This is a genomic window from Streptomyces sp. CA-249302 (assembly GCF_050936785.1).
Classification (GTDB): domain Bacteria; phylum Actinomycetota; class Actinomycetes; order Streptomycetales; family Streptomycetaceae; genus Streptomyces.
The window spans coordinates 3,203,688-3,221,338 of record NZ_JBNJMG010000001.1 but is presented as its reverse complement, the minus strand read 5'-3'; the positions used below and the strand labels follow the sequence as shown (position 1 = coordinate 3,221,338).

17 protein-coding genes and 1 pseudogene are annotated in these 17,651 nt (G+C 71.8%); 8 read left to right on the top strand and 10 right to left on the bottom strand.

Going from position 1 to position 17,651, the window contains the following annotated elements:
* Positions 1 to 25: 25 nt before the first annotated feature.
* The gene (locus tag ACQEWB_RS14470; RefSeq protein WP_432830829.1) at positions 26 to 1,570 is read left to right on the top strand and encodes an alpha-L-arabinofuranosidase B; all 1,545 of its coding nucleotides are present in this window, start codon (positions 26 to 28) and stop codon (positions 1,568 to 1,570) included.
* Here the strand turns inward: ACQEWB_RS14470 and ACQEWB_RS14465 are convergent.
* From ACQEWB_RS14465 to ACQEWB_RS14455, 3 genes are read right to left on the bottom strand one after another with little or no spacing between them, the layout of a single operon-like run.
* Positions 1,548 to 2,825, bottom strand: coding sequence for a sensor histidine kinase (locus ACQEWB_RS14465; protein WP_432830827.1), 1,278 nt, complete (start codon positions 2,823 to 2,825; stop codon positions 1,548 to 1,550). The genes ACQEWB_RS14470 and ACQEWB_RS14465 overlap by 23 nt on opposite strands.
* A 27-nt stretch (positions 2,826 to 2,852) precedes the next feature.
* Positions 2,853 to 3,569 (bottom strand): ABC transporter permease, encoded by a 717-nt coding sequence (locus ACQEWB_RS14460; RefSeq protein WP_432830825.1) that lies wholly within the window; start codon positions 3,567 to 3,569, stop codon positions 2,853 to 2,855.
* Positions 3,569 to 4,549 (bottom strand): ABC transporter ATP-binding protein, encoded by a 981-nt coding sequence (locus ACQEWB_RS14455; protein WP_432830823.1) that lies wholly within the window; start codon positions 4,547 to 4,549, stop codon positions 3,569 to 3,571. Before ACQEWB_RS14455 ends, ACQEWB_RS14460 begins: the two co-directional genes overlap by 1 nt.
* Positions 4,550 to 4,809: 260 nt before the next feature.
* Between ACQEWB_RS14455 and ACQEWB_RS14450 the strand changes: the two genes are divergently transcribed.
* From ACQEWB_RS14450 to ACQEWB_RS14440, 3 genes are read left to right on the top strand one after another with little or no spacing between them, the layout of a single operon-like run.
* Positions 4,810 to 5,667: a MaoC/PaaZ C-terminal domain-containing protein gene (locus tag ACQEWB_RS14450; RefSeq protein WP_432830821.1), complete on the top strand. Its 858-nt coding sequence runs from the start codon at positions 4,810 to 4,812 to the stop codon at positions 5,665 to 5,667.
* 51 nt (positions 5,668 to 5,718) lie between these two features.
* The gene (locus ACQEWB_RS14445) at positions 5,719 to 6,795 is read left to right on the top strand and encodes a Zn-dependent alcohol dehydrogenase (protein WP_432830819.1); all 1,077 of its coding nucleotides are present in this window, start codon (positions 5,719 to 5,721) and stop codon (positions 6,793 to 6,795) included.
* A gap of 11 nt (positions 6,796 to 6,806) precedes the next feature.
* Positions 6,807 to 7,745, top strand: a complete 939-nt coding sequence (locus ACQEWB_RS14440) for a 3-oxoacyl-ACP reductase (protein WP_432830817.1) — start codon at positions 6,807 to 6,809, stop codon at positions 7,743 to 7,745.
* 58 nt (positions 7,746 to 7,803) lie between these two features.
* On the opposite strand, the gene ACQEWB_RS14435 is transcribed toward ACQEWB_RS14440, so the two are convergent.
* Together ACQEWB_RS14435 and ACQEWB_RS14430 are read right to left on the bottom strand one after the other, a co-directional pair.
* Positions 7,804 to 7,959 (bottom strand): hypothetical protein, encoded by a 156-nt coding sequence (locus ACQEWB_RS14435; RefSeq protein ID WP_432830815.1) that lies wholly within the window; start codon positions 7,957 to 7,959, stop codon positions 7,804 to 7,806.
* A gap of 96 nt (positions 7,960 to 8,055) precedes the next feature.
* Positions 8,056 to 9,270 (bottom strand): hypothetical protein, encoded by a 1,215-nt coding sequence (locus tag ACQEWB_RS14430; protein WP_432843813.1) that lies wholly within the window; start codon positions 9,268 to 9,270, stop codon positions 8,056 to 8,058.
* 245 nt (positions 9,271 to 9,515) lie between these two features.
* On the opposite strand from ACQEWB_RS14430, the gene ACQEWB_RS14425 reads away from it, so the two are divergent.
* Genes ACQEWB_RS14425 through ACQEWB_RS14415 form a run of 3 tightly spaced genes read left to right on the top strand, consistent with a single transcriptional unit; the run spans position 9,516 to position 12,274 of the window.
* On the top strand, positions 9,516 to 10,370 hold the full coding sequence (locus tag ACQEWB_RS14425) for a Nif3-like dinuclear metal center hexameric protein (protein WP_432830813.1): 855 nt from the start codon (positions 9,516 to 9,518) through the stop codon (positions 10,368 to 10,370).
* A complete protein-coding gene (locus tag ACQEWB_RS14420) occupies positions 10,367 to 11,110 on the top strand; it encodes a zinc ribbon domain-containing protein (protein WP_432843811.1) in 744 nt (247 codons plus the stop codon). The genes ACQEWB_RS14425 and ACQEWB_RS14420 overlap by 4 nt, the downstream gene beginning before the upstream one ends.
* A 12-nt stretch (positions 11,111 to 11,122) precedes the next feature.
* A complete protein-coding gene (locus tag ACQEWB_RS14415) occupies positions 11,123 to 12,274 on the top strand; it encodes a bifunctional RNase H/acid phosphatase (protein ID WP_432830811.1) in 1,152 nt (383 codons plus the stop codon).
* Between the two features lie 24 nt (positions 12,275 to 12,298).
* On the opposite strand, the gene ACQEWB_RS14410 is transcribed toward ACQEWB_RS14415, so the two are convergent.
* The 3 genes from ACQEWB_RS14410 to yaaA form a co-directional block, all read right to left on the bottom strand.
* Positions 12,299 to 13,102 (bottom strand): helix-turn-helix domain-containing protein, encoded by an 804-nt coding sequence (locus tag ACQEWB_RS14410; protein ID WP_432830809.1) that lies wholly within the window; start codon positions 13,100 to 13,102, stop codon positions 12,299 to 12,301.
* 48 nt (positions 13,103 to 13,150) lie between these two features.
* A complete protein-coding gene (gene eda, locus ACQEWB_RS14405) occupies positions 13,151 to 13,774 on the bottom strand; it encodes a bifunctional 4-hydroxy-2-oxoglutarate aldolase/2-dehydro-3-deoxy-phosphogluconate aldolase (protein ID WP_432830807.1) in 624 nt (207 codons plus the stop codon).
* Positions 13,775 to 13,893: 119 nt separating this feature from the next.
* A complete protein-coding gene (yaaA, locus tag ACQEWB_RS14400; protein WP_432830805.1) occupies positions 13,894 to 14,682 on the bottom strand; it encodes a peroxide stress protein YaaA in 789 nt (262 codons plus the stop codon).
* 74 nt (positions 14,683 to 14,756) lie between these two features.
* Between yaaA and ACQEWB_RS14395 the strand changes: the two are divergent.
* Positions 14,757 to 16,192 (top strand): annotated as a pseudogene (locus ACQEWB_RS14395) (RNB domain-containing ribonuclease).
* On the opposite strand, the gene ACQEWB_RS14390 reads toward ACQEWB_RS14395, so the two are convergent.
* The gene (locus tag ACQEWB_RS14390) at positions 16,140 to 16,772 is read right to left on the bottom strand and encodes a hypothetical protein (RefSeq protein ID WP_432830803.1); all 633 of its coding nucleotides are present in this window, start codon (positions 16,770 to 16,772) and stop codon (positions 16,140 to 16,142) included. The pseudogene ACQEWB_RS14395 and the gene ACQEWB_RS14390 sit on opposite strands and share 53 nt — an antisense overlap.
* Positions 16,769 to 17,524 carry a MerR family transcriptional regulator gene (locus ACQEWB_RS14385; RefSeq protein WP_432830801.1) on the bottom strand — a complete coding sequence of 252 codons (756 nt, stop codon included), beginning with the start codon at positions 17,522 to 17,524 and terminating at the stop codon, positions 16,769 to 16,771. The genes ACQEWB_RS14390 and ACQEWB_RS14385 overlap by 4 nt, the downstream gene beginning before the upstream one ends.
* Positions 17,525 to 17,651: the final 127 nt, after the last annotated feature.

Sequence of the window (17,651 nt, the reverse complement as noted above, 5' to 3'; positions counted from 1 at the left end):
ATATCGGACAGGGAAGAGGTCCACCGTGTTTCCAAGGCTCAGAACCGCGATCCTGGCGGCGCTGTCGGCGCTCGTCACGATCCTCGCGCTCGCCGCCGGAGTCCCGCAGGCCCAGGCCGCGAGCTCGCTGCCCTGCGACGTCTACGCCGCCGCGGGTACCCCCTGCGTCGCCGCGCACAGCCTCGTCAGGGCGCTCTACGCCTCGTACAACGGCTCGCTCTACCAGGTGCAGCGGGCCTCGGACGGCGCCACCGCGAACGTCGGGCTGCTGGCCGCCGGCGGCTATGCCAACGCGGCCGCCCAGGACTCCTTCTGTTCGGGCACGACCTGCATCATCACCGAGATCTACGACCAGTCCGCGCGCCACAACGACCTCACCGTCGAGGGCGCGGGCGGGGCCGGTGCGGCCGATGTCGGGGCGCCCGCGGACGCGCTGCCGGTGACCGTCGGCGGCCACCAGGTCTACGGCCTGGAGATCTCGGCCGGCATGGGCTACCGGGACAACTCGACGTCCGGGGTGGCCACCAACGGCGGGGCCGAGGGGATGTACATGGTCACCTCGGGCACGCACGTCAACGGCAGCTGCTGCTTCGACTACGGCAACGCCGAGACCAACAACAAGGACACCGGCAACGGGCACATGGACGCGATCAACTTCGGCACCGAGTGCTGGTTCTCGCCCTGCTACGGCGGCGGCCCCTGGGTGCAGGCCGACCTGGAGAACGGCCTGTTCCAGTCGAATCTCGGCTACAGCACGAACACGTCCAACACGGGCACCGGAGCACTGCCGTTCGTGACCGCGCTGCTCAAGAACAACGGCCAGGACCATTTCGCTCTGAAATACGGCAATGCGCAATCGGGCAGCCTCACCACGACGTATTCCGGCGGTGAACCGACCGTCAACGGTGGCGGATACTCGCCCATGCACCAGGAGGGCGCGATCGTCCTCGGCACCGGCGGCGACAACAGCAACGGCTCCATCGGCTCGTTCTTCGAGGGCGTCATGACCTCGGGCATCCCGACCGACGCGGCCGACAACGCCGTCCAGTCCAACATCGTCTCCGTCGGGTACGGCGGCTCGACCGGCTCGACCGGTTCACTGACCGCCGGTTCGGAGATCTCGCTGCGCGCCACCACCGCGTGCTGCACCGGCGACTACATTCGCCACCAGAACAACGCGGCGGTCGTCTCCGCGATCACCTCCAGCAGCTCCGCGCTCGACAAGGGCGACGCCACCTGGATCGTCCGCCGCGGTCTGGCCGACAGCTCCTGCGTGTCGTTCGAGTCCCGCAACTACCCGGGCGACTTCCTGCGCCACTCCAACTACAAGCTCTACCGCCAACCCATGAACGGCACGGCCCTGTTCAGGTCCGACGCGACGTTCTGCCCGACGACCGGCAAGAGCGGCACGGGGACCTCGTTCGCCTCGTACAACTACCCGACCAGATTCCTCCGCCACTACAACCTCAACGTCTACATAGCCAGCGACGGCGGCTCGAACGACTTCGACAGCGCCACCTCCTGGACGGACGACGTCAGCTGGGTGGTCAGCTCGCCCTGGGCGCCGTAAGCACCTCGGGGTCAAGGACTCCGCCGGGCTCCACGGGGAGTTCGGCGGTGACCGTGAAGCCGCCTCGCGGTGACCGGCCGGCCCGCAAGGAGCCGCCGGCCGCCGCGAGGCGCTCGGTCAGGCCCTTCAGACCGGTGCCGCCGGTGCCGTCGGGAGTGACATCGGACCGGTCGGCCGGGGTGTCGTCGCCGTTGTCGGCGACCGTGAGCCGGACCAACTCGGCGGTGCCGTGCACGGTGATCTCGCAGCGGGTCGCGGCCGCGTGCCGGACGACGTTGGTGACCGCCTCGCGCACCACCCAGCCGAGCAGCACCTCGGTCTGCGGGGCCAGCGGTGTGCCCGAGCGCTTGACCACGGACTCGACGCCGGCCGCGTCCAACGCCGAGCGCGCGCGGTCCAGTTCGGTGCCGAGGCTGCCCTCGCGGTAACCGGTGACGGCCTCGCGGATCTCGGTGAGCGCCTGTCTGCCGACCGACTCGATGTCGCTGATCTGGGCGAGCGCCGCGTCCAGGTCGCGCGGGGCCAGCCGCCGGGCGGCCTCCGACTTCACCACGATCACCGACATGGTGTGCCCGAGCAGGTCGTGCAGATCGCGGGAGAACCGCAGCCGCTCCTGCTCCACCGCGCGGCGGGCCAACTCCTCGCGGGCGGCGCGCAGTTCCCGTACCGCCTCGGACAGGGACAGGATCGCGGCGGTCACCATCGTGGACAGGAAGGTGCCGTAGGCGATGGTCATGGCGTTCGAGGCGTCGCGGAACGCTGAGACGACGCCCGCGAAGCCGGCCAGCAGCAGCCCCACCCGGCCCAGCCACGGCCCGCGCAGGGTCGCCCCTGTCGCGAGGCCCAGCAGCGGGAAGAACAGCAGCCAGTTGTCGCCGTATCCGACGGCAAGTCCCGTGGTCAGCAGGAACATCAGCAGCAGGGCGACCCGGGTGGAGGTCTCGCGGCGCTTCTGCTTGTCGAAGGAGCGGAACGCCACATAGATGTAGAGGGAGTTGAAGGTGAGCAGGCCCAGGCCGCCGATCCAGGGGTTGGGGGTCTTGCCCTGGAAGAGGTTGGACAGGGCGCCCAGTCCCATCAGCAGCCACGGCATGAGCGAGAAGCCGCTGGCCGGCGGGCCCGGGTGCTCGGGCTCCCGGCCGCCCCTCCGGGAGGATTTCCGCGCCTCCTTGTACTCCTCCATCTCCTCCTTCCACAGCGCGCGCGAGTACTGCCAGACCAACAGCTGGGCCATCACCCGCTGCCGCCATGTCATGCCACAGTCCATGTCCCGTTCCCCCGGTCAGTTGGTGCCCGCGCCGCGGCGGTACGACAGCACAGCGTACGAACCGAAAGCCAGCAGCCAGAGGGTCAGTACGGCGATCGCGCCGAGCGCCGGCGCATGGCCTTCCGCCACCGAGGTGCCCAGCTGGGCGAAGCGGTAGGTGGGGGTGTACGACGACAGGGCGCGCAGCCAGTCGGGGAACAGCGCGACGGGGAACCACAGGCCGCCGAGCACCGCCAGACCCAGGTTGCAGGCCATGTTGGCCACGCCGGTGGTCTGCCCGGTGAGCCGGTAGCCGTTGCCCAGCCCCAGCAGCGTGAACGGCACCGAGCCCAGCCACAGCAGCACCGCGATCGCCGCCCACTGCCAGACGTCCAGCCGAACTCCGTTGAGCAACCCACCGGCGGCGAGCACCGCGACGATCGCGGGCAACACGGTCACCGACCCGGTCAACGCCCGCCCGACCACCACCTGCCGAGGAGTCATCGGCGTCACCCGCAACTGCCGCAACCACCCGATGGCCCGGTCCTCGGCGACCCCGCCCCCGGTGTTCAGGGCGGACCCGACGGCCCCGTAGCCCGCCATCCCCACCATCGCCCCGGTCTTCCAACTCCCGTCGCTGGCACCGAGGTTGGTGAACAACAGATACATCAGTACGGGCATCGCGATCCCACCGACGACAAACCCGACGTCACGGAGGGTACGACGCACTTCGAGCCGCAGGTAGTCCAGCATTACGGCACCTCTCCAGCTGTCGGTATTTTCAGCCCGTCCGGGGTCCGGGGCGGAGCCCCGGGCGGTGAGGGCGACAGTCGGTCCCTGCCACCCGCGGTCAGTGTCAGGAACGCGTCCTCGAGCGAAGCCGGCGCCACCGACAGCCCCCGTATCGCCCCCAGCCCCGCCAGAGCGACCACCGTCGCATCCGGGTCGTCCGTCCGCAGCCGCGCCCGATCCCCCCGCACCTCCATCGACCGTACGCCCGGCAGCAGCTCCAACCCCGCCGCGCCGCGGCCCGCGAGGTCGAAGGCGACCAGGCCGCCGCCCACCGAGCGCTTGAGCTGCTCACCCGTGCCGTCGGCGACGATCCGGCCGCGGTCGACGACGAGGATGCGGTCGGCGTACGCGTCCGCCTCCTCCAAGTGGTGCGTGGAGAAGAGGACCGTGTGCCCGAGACGGGCGTACGACCGCATCGACGCCCAGAAGGCCTGCCGCGCCTCCACGTCCAGCGCGGCCGTCGGTTCGTCCAGCACGATCAGCGCGGGGTTCCCGGCCAGCGCGACCGCGAACCGCACGCGCTGCGTCTGCCCACCGGACAGCCGGTCCACCCGCCGCCCCGCCAGCCCGGCGATCCCGGCCAACGCAAGGGCCCGCTCGACCGGCATCGGCGCCGGATACCGCCCGGCGACGAAGGCCACCAGCTCCCGGACCGTGACCCTGGGCACCGCCCGCCCCTCCTGGAGCATCGCGCCGACCCGCCCGGCCCGCACCGACAGCTCCGGCGGACCACCGAACAGCCGGACACTGCCCTCGTCGGGCTCGTACAGGCCGAGCAGCAGCGAGATCGTCGTCGACTTGCCGGCGCCGTTGCGGCCCAGGAGCGCGACCGTCTCGCCGGGCGCGACCGCGAGGTCCACGCCGTCGACGGCCCGTACCGCGCCGAAGTTCTTGACCGCCCCCGTGAAGGAGACCGCGGCCGTTTCCGTCCCCTGCGTCATGTCTACGACGCTATGAAGCAGGGCGTCCGCCCGGCAGAGGCGCATGTACGGACTCGGGCAGTACAAATGTCACGGCCCGTCGACCGACACATCGACCTGACACATCGTCAGTAGCCTTCACAAGTGCGGTGCCCTGGGCTATACAAGGGGCGCCGGACTGGAACGCGTTCTAGATCGGCCCCGATGACGACCTCGGTCGCGGCCGACGGTGCGGACGGCCGCGCCGAGGTCTTGAGCCAACGCGAGCCACCAGGAGCCGTATGCCCATCGACGCAGCGAAGGCCCTCGCCGCCGAACCCCGGTCCGGCGAGATCACCTGGGACCGCAGGGACGTCCAGCTCTACCACCTCGGCATCGGCGCGGGAATCCCCGCGACCGATCCCGACGAGCTGCGCTACACCCTGGAGTCCCGGCTGCACGTCCTGCCCAGTTTCGCCACCGTCGCGGGCAACGGCTCGCCCGGCGTGATCAGCGGCCTGTCCATGCCCGGCGTCGACGTCGACCTCGCCAGGGTCCTGCACGGCGGCCAGGCCGTCGAACTGCACCGCCCCATCCCGGTAGCGGGCACCGCCACCGCCACCGGCCGGATCGCCGCCGTGTACGACAAGGGCAAGGCCGCCGTCCTGGTCATGCGCACCGAAGTCGCCGACGCGGACGGCCCGTTGTGGACCAGCGACGCGCAGATCTTCGTACGGGGAGAGGGCGGGTGGGGTGGCGACCGCGGCCCCTCCACGCGCCTCGAACCGGCCGCCGGCGAGCCCGACCGGATCGTCGAGCGCCCGATCCGCGAGGACCAGGCCCTCCTCTACCGCCTCTCCGGCGACTGGAACCCGCTGCACGCCGACCCGGAGTTCGCCAAGGTCGCCGGGTTCGAGCGGCCCATCCTGCACGGCCTGTGCACGTACGGCATGACGCTCAAGGCGGTCGTCGACACGCTGCTCGGCGGCGATGTGAGCCGGGTGCGGTCGTACGCGACGCGGTTCGCGGGCGTGGTGTACCCGGGGGAGACGCTGCGGATCCGTATGTGGCACACACCCGCGTCCACCACGGTCGCGGTGAGCGCGGTCGAGCGGGACGACGCGCCCGTGCTCGCCGACACGATCGTCGAACACACCTGATCAACACTCCTGATCCAGTAGGCAGTCGAGCATGTGAGGGGAGCCGCACCAATGCGAGCAGCCGTACTGCACGAGATCGGCCAGGACAAGCTGGAGGTCCTCGACGACGTCGAGGCGGTGGGCTTCGGGCCCGGCCGGGTGCGGATCCGGGTGCGGGCGACCGGGCTGTGCCACTCGGACCTCTCCGCGATGAACGGGGTGCTGCCGCAGCCGGGACCGTTCGTGCCGGGGCACGAGGGCGCGGGCGAGGTACTGGAGGTCGGCGAGGGCGTCACTCGGGTGAAGCCCGGCGACCGGGTGGTCGTATGCTGGCTGCCGGCCTGCGGGGAGTGTCCCGCCTGCAAGCGCGGCCAGACCGAGCTGTGCCTGGCCGGGTTCATGAACGCCGGCACCCCCAACTTCCGCCGCCCGAGCGGTGACGTCTTCGGCTTCGCGGGCACCGGCACCTTCACCGAGGAGGTCGTCGTCGACGCGGGCTGCGCGGTGCCGATACCCGAGGACGTGCCCTTCGACATCGCCGCGCTGATCGGCTGCGGGGTCACCACCGGGCTCGGTGCCGCCCTCAACACCGCGGACGTGGAAGCCGGTTCGTCGGTCGCCGTCATCGGATGCGGGGGTGTCGGGATCTCCGCGATCCAGGGCGCGCGGCTCAAGGGCGCCGCCGAGATCGTCGCCGTCGACCCGGTCGCCTCGCGCCGCGAGTCCGCGCTCAAGTTCGGTGCGACCAGGGCGGTTTCGCCGGACGAGCTGGCCGGCGCCAAGCAGGAGGTCACCGGCGGCGAGGGCTTCGACTACGTCTTCGAGGTCGTCGGCAAGTCCGCCACCGCCCGCACGGCGTACGAGAACACCCGGCGCGGCGGCACCCTCGTGGTCGTCGGCGCGGGCGCCATGGACGACTTCCTCCAGCTCAACATGTTCGAGCTGTTCTTCGACGAGAAGCGGATCCTGCCGTCCATGTACGGCGGCGGCGACGTCCTGCGCTCCTACGAACGCACCATCGCCCTCTGGCGGGCGGGCCGCATCGACCTGGAGGGCCTGATCACGCACCGCGTGCCGCTGGCCGACATCAACGAGGCGCTGGACCAGATGCGGACCGGCACCGCGCTGCGTACGTGCATCGAGATCTGACGGGAGTGTCCGTGTCGCTGCCACTCGAAGGACTGTCGGCCATCGTCACCGGCGCGGGTCGTGGCCTGGGCCGGGCCGAGGCGCTCGAACTCGCCCGGCTGGGCGCGGCCGTCGTCGTCAACGACTTCGGGCAGCCGGGCCGGGACGGCTCGGGAGAGGCCTCCACGGGTCCCGCCGAGGAGGTCGCCGCCGAGATCCGCGCGGCCGGGGGACGGGCGGCCGCCCACACCGGGGACGTCGCCGACTTCCAACAGGCCCGCTCGCTGGTCGAGTTGGCGATCGCCGAGTTCGGCCGGCTGGACATCCTGGTCAACAACGCGGGCATCCTGCGCGACCGGATGGTCTTCTCCATGAGCGAGGGGGAGTGGGACTCGGTGATCCGGGTCCACCTCAAGGGCCACTTCAACACGACCCACTTCGCGGCCGCGCACTGGCGGGAGCGGGCCAAGGCGACGGGCGGGCAGGTGTACGGCCGTATCGTCAACACCTCCTCGGAGGCGTTCCTCGCGGGCTCGGCCGGGCAGCCCAACTACGCCGCGGCGAAAGGCGGGATCGTCGGCCTGACGACCTCCACCGCCCTCGCGCTGTCCAAGTACGGCGTCACGGCCAACGCGATCTGCCCGCGCGCCCGCACCCGGATGACGGAGGACGTCTTCGCGGGCTTCGACCAGCCGGCGGACGGACTGGACCCGCTGTCTCCCGAGCATGTCGCCCCGCTGGTGGGCTACTTGGCCTCGCCCGCTGCTGGGCGCGTCAACGGCCAGCTGCTCGTGGTGCACGGCGGCATGGTCGCCGTGGTCGACCAGCCGCGGGTGCGCGCCAAGTTCGACAGCAAGCAGGACGCCTTCACCTACGACGAGTTGGACGCCGTACTCACTCCGCACTACGCGGAACGGCCGGACGGGGAGACGTTCGCGGCGTCGGACGTGCTGGGGCTCAAGAGGACCTAGAGGTTACGAAGAGGCCCGCACGCCAGTCGGAGTGCGGGCCTCTTCGTGGTGCGTGCCGTCAGGCGGCCGCCTCCGTGTCCTCGGACTGCTTGCGGTGCCGGCCGCGAGGGGCCGTGTCACCGTCCTGGGCCGAGTTCTGACCCCGGTGCCGGCCGTGGCCGGTGTCCCCCTGGGACTCGGTGGACAGCGGCTGCATGGTGCTTGCGTCGCTCATCGGAAGGATTCACCCCGTCAATATGATCTTTCTAACAGCCGGGCGATTTTAACCGGCCCACCTCACCCCGAATCCAGACGGCACAGCCAACCGGCACTAGTTCGTTACAAGCCGTCCCAGAGGAGACTTGCCCAAGGGCACCGGACGCGGCGCGGCGGGCTCCGCGGGTCCCGGTTCGGAAGCCTCTTCGAGTTCTTCCGTCTCTTCCGTCTCTTCCGTCTCTTCCGTCTCCGGTTCTTCCGTCGGCTCGTCAGTCGGCTCCTCCGTCCTTTCCACCCGCCCGCCGACCCCCGAAGGAAGCTCCAGCCGCGCCAGCCCGCACGTCACCTCGCCGTCGGCGTACGGCAGTTGGAGCACCCCGTCCTCGGTCCACAGCCCCGTGCCGGTCAACCACCCTTCCGGCGCCCGGAGATGGTGCACCTGCCGCAGGTCCGGCCGCCACAGTCCGACCCAGCTGCCCATCGGCCCGTCCACCCGCAGCGCCACCCCGCAGCTCTCCGGCATCAGCACCTGCCCCGGCTGGATCGCGAACGGCGTGACCGTGCAGTCGGGCACCCGCAGGCACTCCGGGAAGCGCACCGGCAGGGTGGAGCCGAGCACGCCCCAGCCGAGCCGCTCCGCGCCGGGCGAGGGCGCGTCCGAGGCGATCAGCAGCAGTCCGGTGTCCGGGTCGGCGAGCAGCAGCCGGTCGTTGCTGCCGGCCGCGATCTGGAGCAGCGGCGAGACCTCGCCGGACCGCTCCAGGTCCACCACGATCGCCTTGGTGCAGCCACCGACCTCCCGGTCGACCGCCAGCATCCGCCCCGCCCGGTCCAGCCACACCCCGCCGGAGCAGCGCCCCGGGATCTCCGCGACGTGCTCGGGCCCGAAGGTCCCGCCCGCCACCAGCCACACCGTGCTGGAGCGCCGGCCCACGGCGAGCGCGTACGCCTTCTCGCCGCCCGGCGCCGGGGGCAGCAGCCGCAGCCGGGTGCCCTCGTCCGGGCACTCGACCGCGCCGATCAGCACCTCGCCGGTGCCGGGGCCGGTCGGGTAGAGCAGCGAGAACACGTGCCGCCCCTCCGACAGGCGCCGGATCAGCACCCGCCCGTCGCCCATCGGCTGGACCTCGGTGCCGGGCTCCTCCGGCTGGTTGCCCGGCAGCGGCACCGCGTACGGCTCCGGTCCGTCCAGGGTCCAGCGCTCCGGGAACCACGAGTCGCCGTCCAGGGCGAGGCGGGCGGCGTAGGCACCGTCCGCGGTGATGGTGCAGCCGGCCCGCGGAACCTCGTTCTCGGGGGCAGCCTCGGGCTCGATCGCACAGGCCGTCATCGTCTGGTCACCTCCGGCCACGAAGCTAGTTTTCGCACGCACAGACGGGGGACCACGAGGCTCACCCTTCACACAAAGGGGTGGCACAGGAACGATTCGCCTGAGGGAACGGGGACGGGTGTGCTGAGCGGGGCGCCGGACGGGCCCGGAGACACCGGTATCGCTCCGGCGGGCTTCGGGCTGTCGCTTCACTTGGCTTCGGGCTTCGGTTCAGGTGCACGGAACAGCCAGGTAGCCTTTTGGGCGTGCCCCGTCTGTCTGAAGTCATCGCCGCGCTGGAGAACCTGTGGCCCGCCGCGCGTGCCGAGTCCTGGGACGCGGTCGGCACCGTCGTGGGCGACCCCGACCAGGAGGTCACGCGGGTCCTGTTCGCCGTCGACCCCGTGCGGGAGATCGTCGACGAGGCCGTGAAGATCGGCGCCGACCTGCTGGTCACCCACCACCCGCTCTACCTCCGCGGTACGACGACGGTGGCGGCGACCGATTTCAAGGGCCGGGTCGTGCACACCCTCATCAAGAACGACATCGCGCTGCACGTGGCCCACACCAACGCGGACACCGCCGACCCGGGGGTGAGCGACGCGCTGGCCGGCGCGCTCGACCTCCGAGTCGTACGACCCCTGGTGCCGGACCCGACCGACCCCGAGGGCCGCCGGGGCCTGGGCCGTATCTGCGAGCTCGACCACCCGGTGACCGTCCGCGAGCTCGCCGCGCGGGCCGCCGAACGCCTGCCCGCCACCGCGCAGGGCATCCGCGTCGCCGGCGACCCCGAGGCGGTCGTCCGCACGGTCGCCGTCAGCGGCGGCTCCGGCGACAGCCTCTTCGACCAGGTCCGCGCGGCCGGCGTCGACGCCTTCCTCACCTCGGACCTGCGCCACCACCCGGCCTCCGAGGCCGTACTGCGAAGCCCCCTCGCGCTGCTCGACGCGGCGCACTGGGCCACCGAGTGGCCCTGGTGCGAGCTGGCCGCCACCCAGCTCGACGAGATCTCCGACCGTCACGGATGGGACCTGCGCGTGCACGTCTCCAAGACGGTCACCGACCCCTGGACCGCCCACGCGGCGTCCGCCACCTCCGAATCACAGGGAGCCCCCAACTGAACGCCGCGCCCGCCGACCAGATCCGACTCCTCGACGTCCAGGCACTCGACGTACGCCTCCAGCAGCTCGCGCACAAGCGGAAGTCGCTGCCCGAGCACGCCGAGATCGACTCGCTGACCAAGGACGCCACCCAGCTGCGCGACCTCCTGGTCGCCGCCCAGACCGAGGAGAGCGACACCGCCCGCGAGCAGACCAAGGCCGAGCAGGACGTGGACCAGGTGCGCCAGCGCGCCGCCCGCGACCAGCAGCGCCTGGACTCCGGCGCGGTCACCTCCCCCAAGGACCTGGAGAACCTCCAGCGCGAGATCGCCTCCCTCGCCAAGCGGCAGGGCGACCTGGAGGACGTCGTCCTGGAGGTCATGGAGCGCATCGAGTCCGTGCAGGAGCGGGTGCGCGAGCTGACCGAGCGGGTCGCCTCCGTGCAGTCGAAGGTCGACGACGCCATGGCCCGCCGGGACGCGGCCTTCGAGGAGATCGACGGCGAGGTGGCGACGGTGACCAAGGAGCGCGAGGTCATCGCCGCCACCGTCCCTGCCGATCTCCTCAAGCTCTACGACAAGCTGCGCGAGCAGCAGGGCGGCATCGGCGCGGCCAAGCTGTACCAGCGGACCTGCCAGGGCTGCCGCCAGGAGCTGGCCATCACCGACATCAACGAGATCCGCTCGGCCGCCCCCGACACGGTGGTGCGCTGCGAGAACTGCCGCCGCATCCTGGTGCGCACGGGCGAGTCCGGTCTGTAAGGGGCGGCTGCCGTGCGGGAGTTCATCGTCGAGGCCGACGGCGGGTCACGGGGAAACCCGGGCCCGGCCGGCTACGGCTCGGTCGTGCTGGACGCGACGACGGGGGAGACGCTGGTGGAGGCGGCCGAGTACATCGGCGTCGCCACGAACAACGTCGCCGAGTACCGGGGGTTGCTGGCGGGATTGCGGGCCGCCTTCGAGCTGGACCCCTCGGCCTCGGTCCACGTCCGCATGGACTCCAAGCTGGTCGTCGAGCAGATGTCGGGCCGCTGGAAGATCAAGCACCCGGACATGAAGCCGCTGGCGATGCAGGCGGCGCGGGTGTTCCCGGCGGACCGGGTGTCGTACGAGTGGATCCCGCGCGAGCGGAACAAGCACGCGGACCGGCTCGCCAACGAGGCGATGGACGCGGGTACTTCGGTTGCCCCCTCTTCCCGCCGCGGAGCGGAGGAGCGCTCGGGCGGCGGAGCTGCCAAGGCCGACGCCGACGCACGTGCCGCCGGCGTCGTCGCCTCCCCCGGCTGGGCTCCCGCCGACATGGGGGCGCCGGCGACCTTCGTACTGCTGCGGCACGGTGAGACTCCGCTGACCCCGCAGAAGCGGTTCTCGGGGAGCGGCGGTACCAACCCGTCCCTCTCCGACGTCGGCCGGGACCAGGCCGAGCGGGCCGGGGCCGCGCTCGCCAGGCGCGGCACCATCCAGGCCATCGTCGCCTCCCCGCTCGCCCGTACCCGCGAGACCGCCGGCATCGTCGCCCGCCACCTCGGCCTCGACGTGACCGTCGACGAGGGGATCCGGGAGACGGACTTCGGCGCCTGGGAGGGCCTGACCTTCGCCGAGGTCCGCGAGCGCTACCCGGACGACCTGACCCGATGGCTGGCCGACCCCACGGTCGAACCCTCCGGCGGCGGCGAGAGCTTCGCGGCGACGGCGACCCGTATCGCGGCGGCCCGGGACAAGCTGGTCGCGGCCTACGCGGGCCGCACCGTCCTCCTCGTCTCCCACGTCACCCCGATCAAGACCTTCGTCCAACTCGCCCTCGGCGCCCCGCCCGAGGCCCTCTTCCGCATGGAACTCTCCGCGGCCGCCCTCTCCGCCGTGGCCTACTACGCCGACGGCAACGCGAGCGTACGGCTCTTCAACGACACCTCTCACCTGCGCTGAGACGGCGCGCCGAGGCCCCGCCCCTCACCCGCGCTCAGCGCCCCGCTTCCGCAGGATTTCCGCCGTCTCCGCGTCCGCCGGCAGAAACGCCTCCAGATGCAGCTCGGCCAGCGTGACGTCGACGGCGGTGGCGAAGGACGTGAGCGTGGTCAGCAGCCGTAGCTCCCCCTCCGCGCACCGCAGTCGCAGCGGCACGGCGAACCCGAGGTAGTCGTCCCCCGGCTCGCCCAACGGCGGCAGATACCCGGCCAGTTCCGCCGCCAGCTCGTCCAGCAGCGGATCGGGACTGCGCAAGGCCCGCGCCCGCAGGTTCTCGATGATGTGCCGCCCCCAGGCGTCGAGGTTCACGACTCGCGAGGCCATCCCGCGCGGATGCAGGGCGAGTCGGAGAACGTTGACGGGCGGCTTCAACAACTCCGGGTCCGCGCCCTCGGCCAGCACCTCGAAGGCCTCGTTCGCCGCGACGAGTTCACCCCGCGGCCCGGCGACGACCGCCGGATAGGGCAGATGCCCCTCCAGGATGCCGTCCAACGCCTCCCGCACGGCCCCCAGTTCAGCGGCATCCAGCGAGGACTCGGCGAACGCGGGCGCATAACCCGCCGCCAGCAACAGCCCGTTCCGCTCCCGCAGCGTCAGCCCCAACGACTCGGCCAGCCGTATGACGACCGCCCGCCCCGGCACGGACCGCCCGCGCTCGATGAAACTCACGTATCTCTGCGTGGTCCCCGCCCGCGAGGCAAGCTCCAACTGACTGACCCGCCGGCTGGTACGCCAGCGCAGCAGCTCCCGGGCGAAGGGCGGCGGTTGGACGGCATGGGTGGCGGTCATGGAACCAGTTGTACGTCACGGGTACGACAACGCCCCGGCCTCCTCCGGTCAGCCGCCCGGCCTCAGCCCCGCCGCCTCCCGCGCCAGCCCTTCGATCCGCCCCCAGTCACCGGCCGCGATCGCATCCGCCGGAATCATCCAAGTCCCGCCCACACAGCCGACGTTGGGCAGTCCGAGGTACTCAGGAGCATTCGCGGCCCCGATCCCACCCGTCGGACAGAACCGCGCCTGCGGCAAAGGGCCGGCCAGCGACTTCAGATACGCCGTCCCGCCCGCCGCCTGCGCCGGGAAGAACTTCATCTCCCGCACCCCGCGCTCCAACAGAGCCACCACCTCGGACGTGGTCGACACCCCCGGCAGGAACGGCACCCCGGACCCCCGCATCGCCTCCAGCAGTACGTCCGTCCAGCCCGGGCTGACCAGGAAGCGCGCCCCGGCCGCCACCGACTCCTTCACCTGCTCCGGCGTGATCACGGTCCCGGCCCCGACCACCGCGTCCGGTACGGCCCCGGAGATCGCCCGTATCGCCTCCAGCGCGGCCGGCGTCCGCAGGGTCACCTCGATCGCCGGCAGCCCACCGGCGACCAGCGCACGGGCGAGCGGCACGGCGTCGGCGGCGTCGTCGAGCACGACCACGGGGACGACCGGGGCGAGATCCAGGAGGGAGGTCATGACCTCATCGTGCCGCCGGTGCGCAGCATGCGCAAAGCTCGTTGCGCATGCTGCAATGCTATGTCACATAGCACCTGGTCATTTCAGTGCACCCGGCCATTTCAGTGCACCCGGCCATTTCAGTGGATCTCGTCCACCAACACGTCCAACATCCACGGCTTCCCGGCGCCCGCACCCTTCGGCGGCTCCACCTCCACCACATACCCCAGGTCCCGCAAGGCCTCCACCAGCTCGGCCGGCCCCTTCGGCGCAACCCCGGCCATCAGCAGACTCCGTACGATCCGCCCCTTCGTCGCCTTGTTGAAGTGGCTGACCACCTTCCGTGTCGGCGCGTGCAGCACCCGTACGCTCGCCGTCCGCCCCGCCACCTCACCCTTCGGCTTCCACGCGGCCGCGTACGCGGAGGACCGCAGGTCGAGGACGAGCCCGTCCCCGGCGGCCTCGGGCAGCGCCGCCGCCATCGGCGTCCGCCAGTGCGCGCCCAGCGCACCGAGCCCGGGCAGCTTCACGCCCATCGAGCAGCGGTAGGAGGGGATCCTGTCGGTCACCCGGACCGCACCCCACAGCCCCGAGAAGACGAGAAGCGACCGCGCGGCACGCTTCTTCGCGGCGGCTTCCAGAGTGGCCAGGTCGAGGGCGTCGTAAAGCACCCCCGTGTAGATCTCCCCGGCGGGCCGTGCCCCGGCCGTCAGCAGCTCCGTGTTCTTGCCGACCTCGCCCCGCAGGCCCTCGCTCAGGCCGAGCACCTCGCGTGCCTTCTCCTCGTCCCCGGCGCACAGCTCGACGAGTTCGCCGAGTACGGCCTCACGGGCGGGGGTCAGCCCCGGCAGCGACAGCGACTCCAGTTTGAGCGGGGCGCCCCGCCCGGAGGATGCCTTGCCTTCGGAGGGCGGCAGCAGGACCAGCACGAAGATCTCCTTCTCTTGAGCTCTGCGACAGCGTACGGCGTGCCACTGTCCGACCCGCGTTCTACGCTCGCCGTATGCCCCGCCGCCACATCCGCGTGACCGGCGCCCCCGAAGCCCCCCTCCGGGCCGCCCTCACCGCACTGCGCACCGAGCTCGACATCCCCGAGAGCTACCCCGCCGAGGCCCTCGCCGAGGCCGAGCGGGCGGCCGGGGCCCCCGCCCTTCCGGCGTACGACGCCACCGACATCCCCCTCCTCACCATCGACCCGCCCACCTCCACCGACCTCGACCAGGCGATGCACCTGTCCCGCCGCGGCACCGGCTACCGCGTCCGGTACGCCATCGCCGACGTCGCCGCCTTCGTCGTACCCGGATCGGCGCTGGACGCGGAGACCCACCGGCGGGTCACGACCCTCTACTTCCCGGACGAGCGCGTCCCGCTGCACCCCGCCCTGCTCAGCGAGGGCGCGGCCAGCCTCCTCCCGGACCGGACCCGCCCCGCCGCGCTCTGGACCATCGACCTCGACGCGGACGGCCGCACCCTCACCGTCGACGTCCGCCGAGCACTCGTCCGCAGCCGGGCCAAGCTCGACTACGCGCGCGTGCAGAGGCAGATCGACGAGAAGACGGCCGAGGAGCCGCTCGCGCTGCTCAAGGAGATCGGGGAGGCACGGGAGCGCCTGGAGGTCGAGCGGGGCGGTATCTCGCTCAACGTGCCCGAGCAGGAGATCGTCGAGCGGGACCACACATACGAGCTCACCTACCGTGCCCCACTCCCCGCCGACGGCTGGAACGCCCAGATCTCACTCCTCACCGGCATGGCGGCCGCCGACCTGATGCTGGCGGCCGGCACCGGCGTACTGCGCACCCTCCCAGCCGCCCCCGACGGCGCCGTCGGCCGCCTCCGCCGTACCGCGCAGGCCCTGCACATCGACTGGCCGCACCACGTCTCGTACGCCCGGCTCATCCGTTCCCTCGACCCGCACCGCCCCGACCACGCGGCCTTCCTCCAGGAGTGCACGACGCTGCTGCGCGGCGCGGGCTACACGGTCTTCCGCGACGGCGCCCTCCCCGCCATCGCCACGCATGCCGCGGTCGCGGCTCCCTACGCCCACTGCACGGCCCCCCTCCGGAGGCTCGCCGACCGCTACGCCTCCGAGCTCTGCCTGGCGGCCGCCGCCGGCGACCCCCGCCCGACTGGGTCCTCGCCGCCCTCGACACCCTCCCGCACGAGATGGCCGACGGCACCCGCCGCGCGGGAGCCGTGGAGCGCGCGTGCGTCGACATCGTCGAGGCGGCGCTGCTCAGGGACCGGGTCGGAGAGGTCTTCGACGCGGTCGTGGTGGACGTCGAGGAGCACCAACCCGCCGTCGGAACCGTCCAGTTGGAGTCCCCGGCGATCATCGGCCGCATCGAGGGCGAACACCTGCCGCTGGGCGAACGCCTACGGGTCCGCCTCACCCAGGCCGATCCGGAAGCAGCGACGAAGGTGCGCTTCGCGCCTGCGTGAGCACCGCTTCCTCCTTGAGAGCTCGTATTTCTTCTACGAGGGTGTCGGCGTCGTCGGCGTGGAAGCGGACCAGGCGGACGTCCCGACGGCGGTCGAGGAAGCCGAAGTGGGCTACGGGCTCGGTGAGTTCGAGGGTGACGGTGGTCTGGGAGCCGACGGGGAGGTCGAGTTCACCTTCGGCCCGTTCGTGAGTGGTACGCAACTCCCGTCGCACAGAGGCGATTTGATGGATCGGCACGCGCAGGTCGACGTGGACCGCACGCCGGATCCGCAGCGATCCGGAGTCGAGCACGTGCGGTCGTACGACCGAAGCCGCGTGCAGCGCGACGACGAACACCACCGTGTACGCGTCCAGCACGAACACCACTTGGTGCAGCGCCGGATAGCCGCGCAGCAGCACGGACATCGTCACCGTCTCGACCACGCACACGAACGCGAACCCGAACATCACCGCGCCCTGCCCCCGCGCGTACCCGAACGCCCGCCCGTCGCCGACCCCGTGCGTGCGCCGGGGCAGCCACATCAACAGACTGGCCAGCAACCGCAGTTCATGCCGGAACAGGACGTACGCCGTTCTCATGGTCCCTCCCCGGCGAGGATCCGGAGCGTCCGGCGGATCGCCTCCGCCTGGGCCGGGGCGAAGTCGGCGTAGAAGGCGCGCATGAAGCTGTTGTCCTCCTCGATCCGGTCCGCGGGGAACAGGCCGCGGGGCACGCAGTCGGCGAGCGCGCGGGCCGCCTCCGCCACGCGCGGGTCGGCCGGGTCGGCGTCGGCGAGTTCGTCGAGCAGGCCGTACGCGCCGACCGCCCGCGCCTTCGCCTCGGGGGAGGTGAGGGCGTCGCGCAACACGCCCATCAGCCGCTCCCGGTCCTCCACGGCCGCCATGGTCTCGATCAGGGCGAGCATCTCGCGGTCCTTGGCGGCCATGGGGGAGTCGCCGGCGAGGTGCGCCATGTCGCCGAGCAGGGAAGCGAGTTGGGGCGAGACCGGCCCCTCGGCGGGCGGCCCGCCGGTCGCCTCCCGCAGCGCCCGCAGCCGCGCCCGGCGCTCCCGGATCGCCGCCTCCTGTCGGGCCAGGTCCTCGTCGAGCTCGGTGAGCACCTCGGCGAGGTCCTTGCCGGCGTCCTCGGCGAGCACGTCCCGCACCTCGGCGAGGCCGAGGCCCAACTCGGTCAGCCGCCGAATCCGCGCGAGCACGACCGCGTGCCGCAGGGTGTAGTCCCGATAGCCGTTGGCCAGCCGCTCGGGTTCCGGCAGCAGGCCCTGGTGGTGGTAGTGCCGCACGGTCCGCGTGGTGACGCCGACGGTGGCGGCGAGTTCTCCGATCCGCATGGCACCAGTACAGACGCTGACGTCGCGGCAGGGTCAAGCGGCGGCCGGGGGTATCCGGAGGCATGTCGTGGGCCGACGGCCTTGACGGCTAACGCTGTTAGCCGTACCGTCGTGGTTGTGAGGCTAA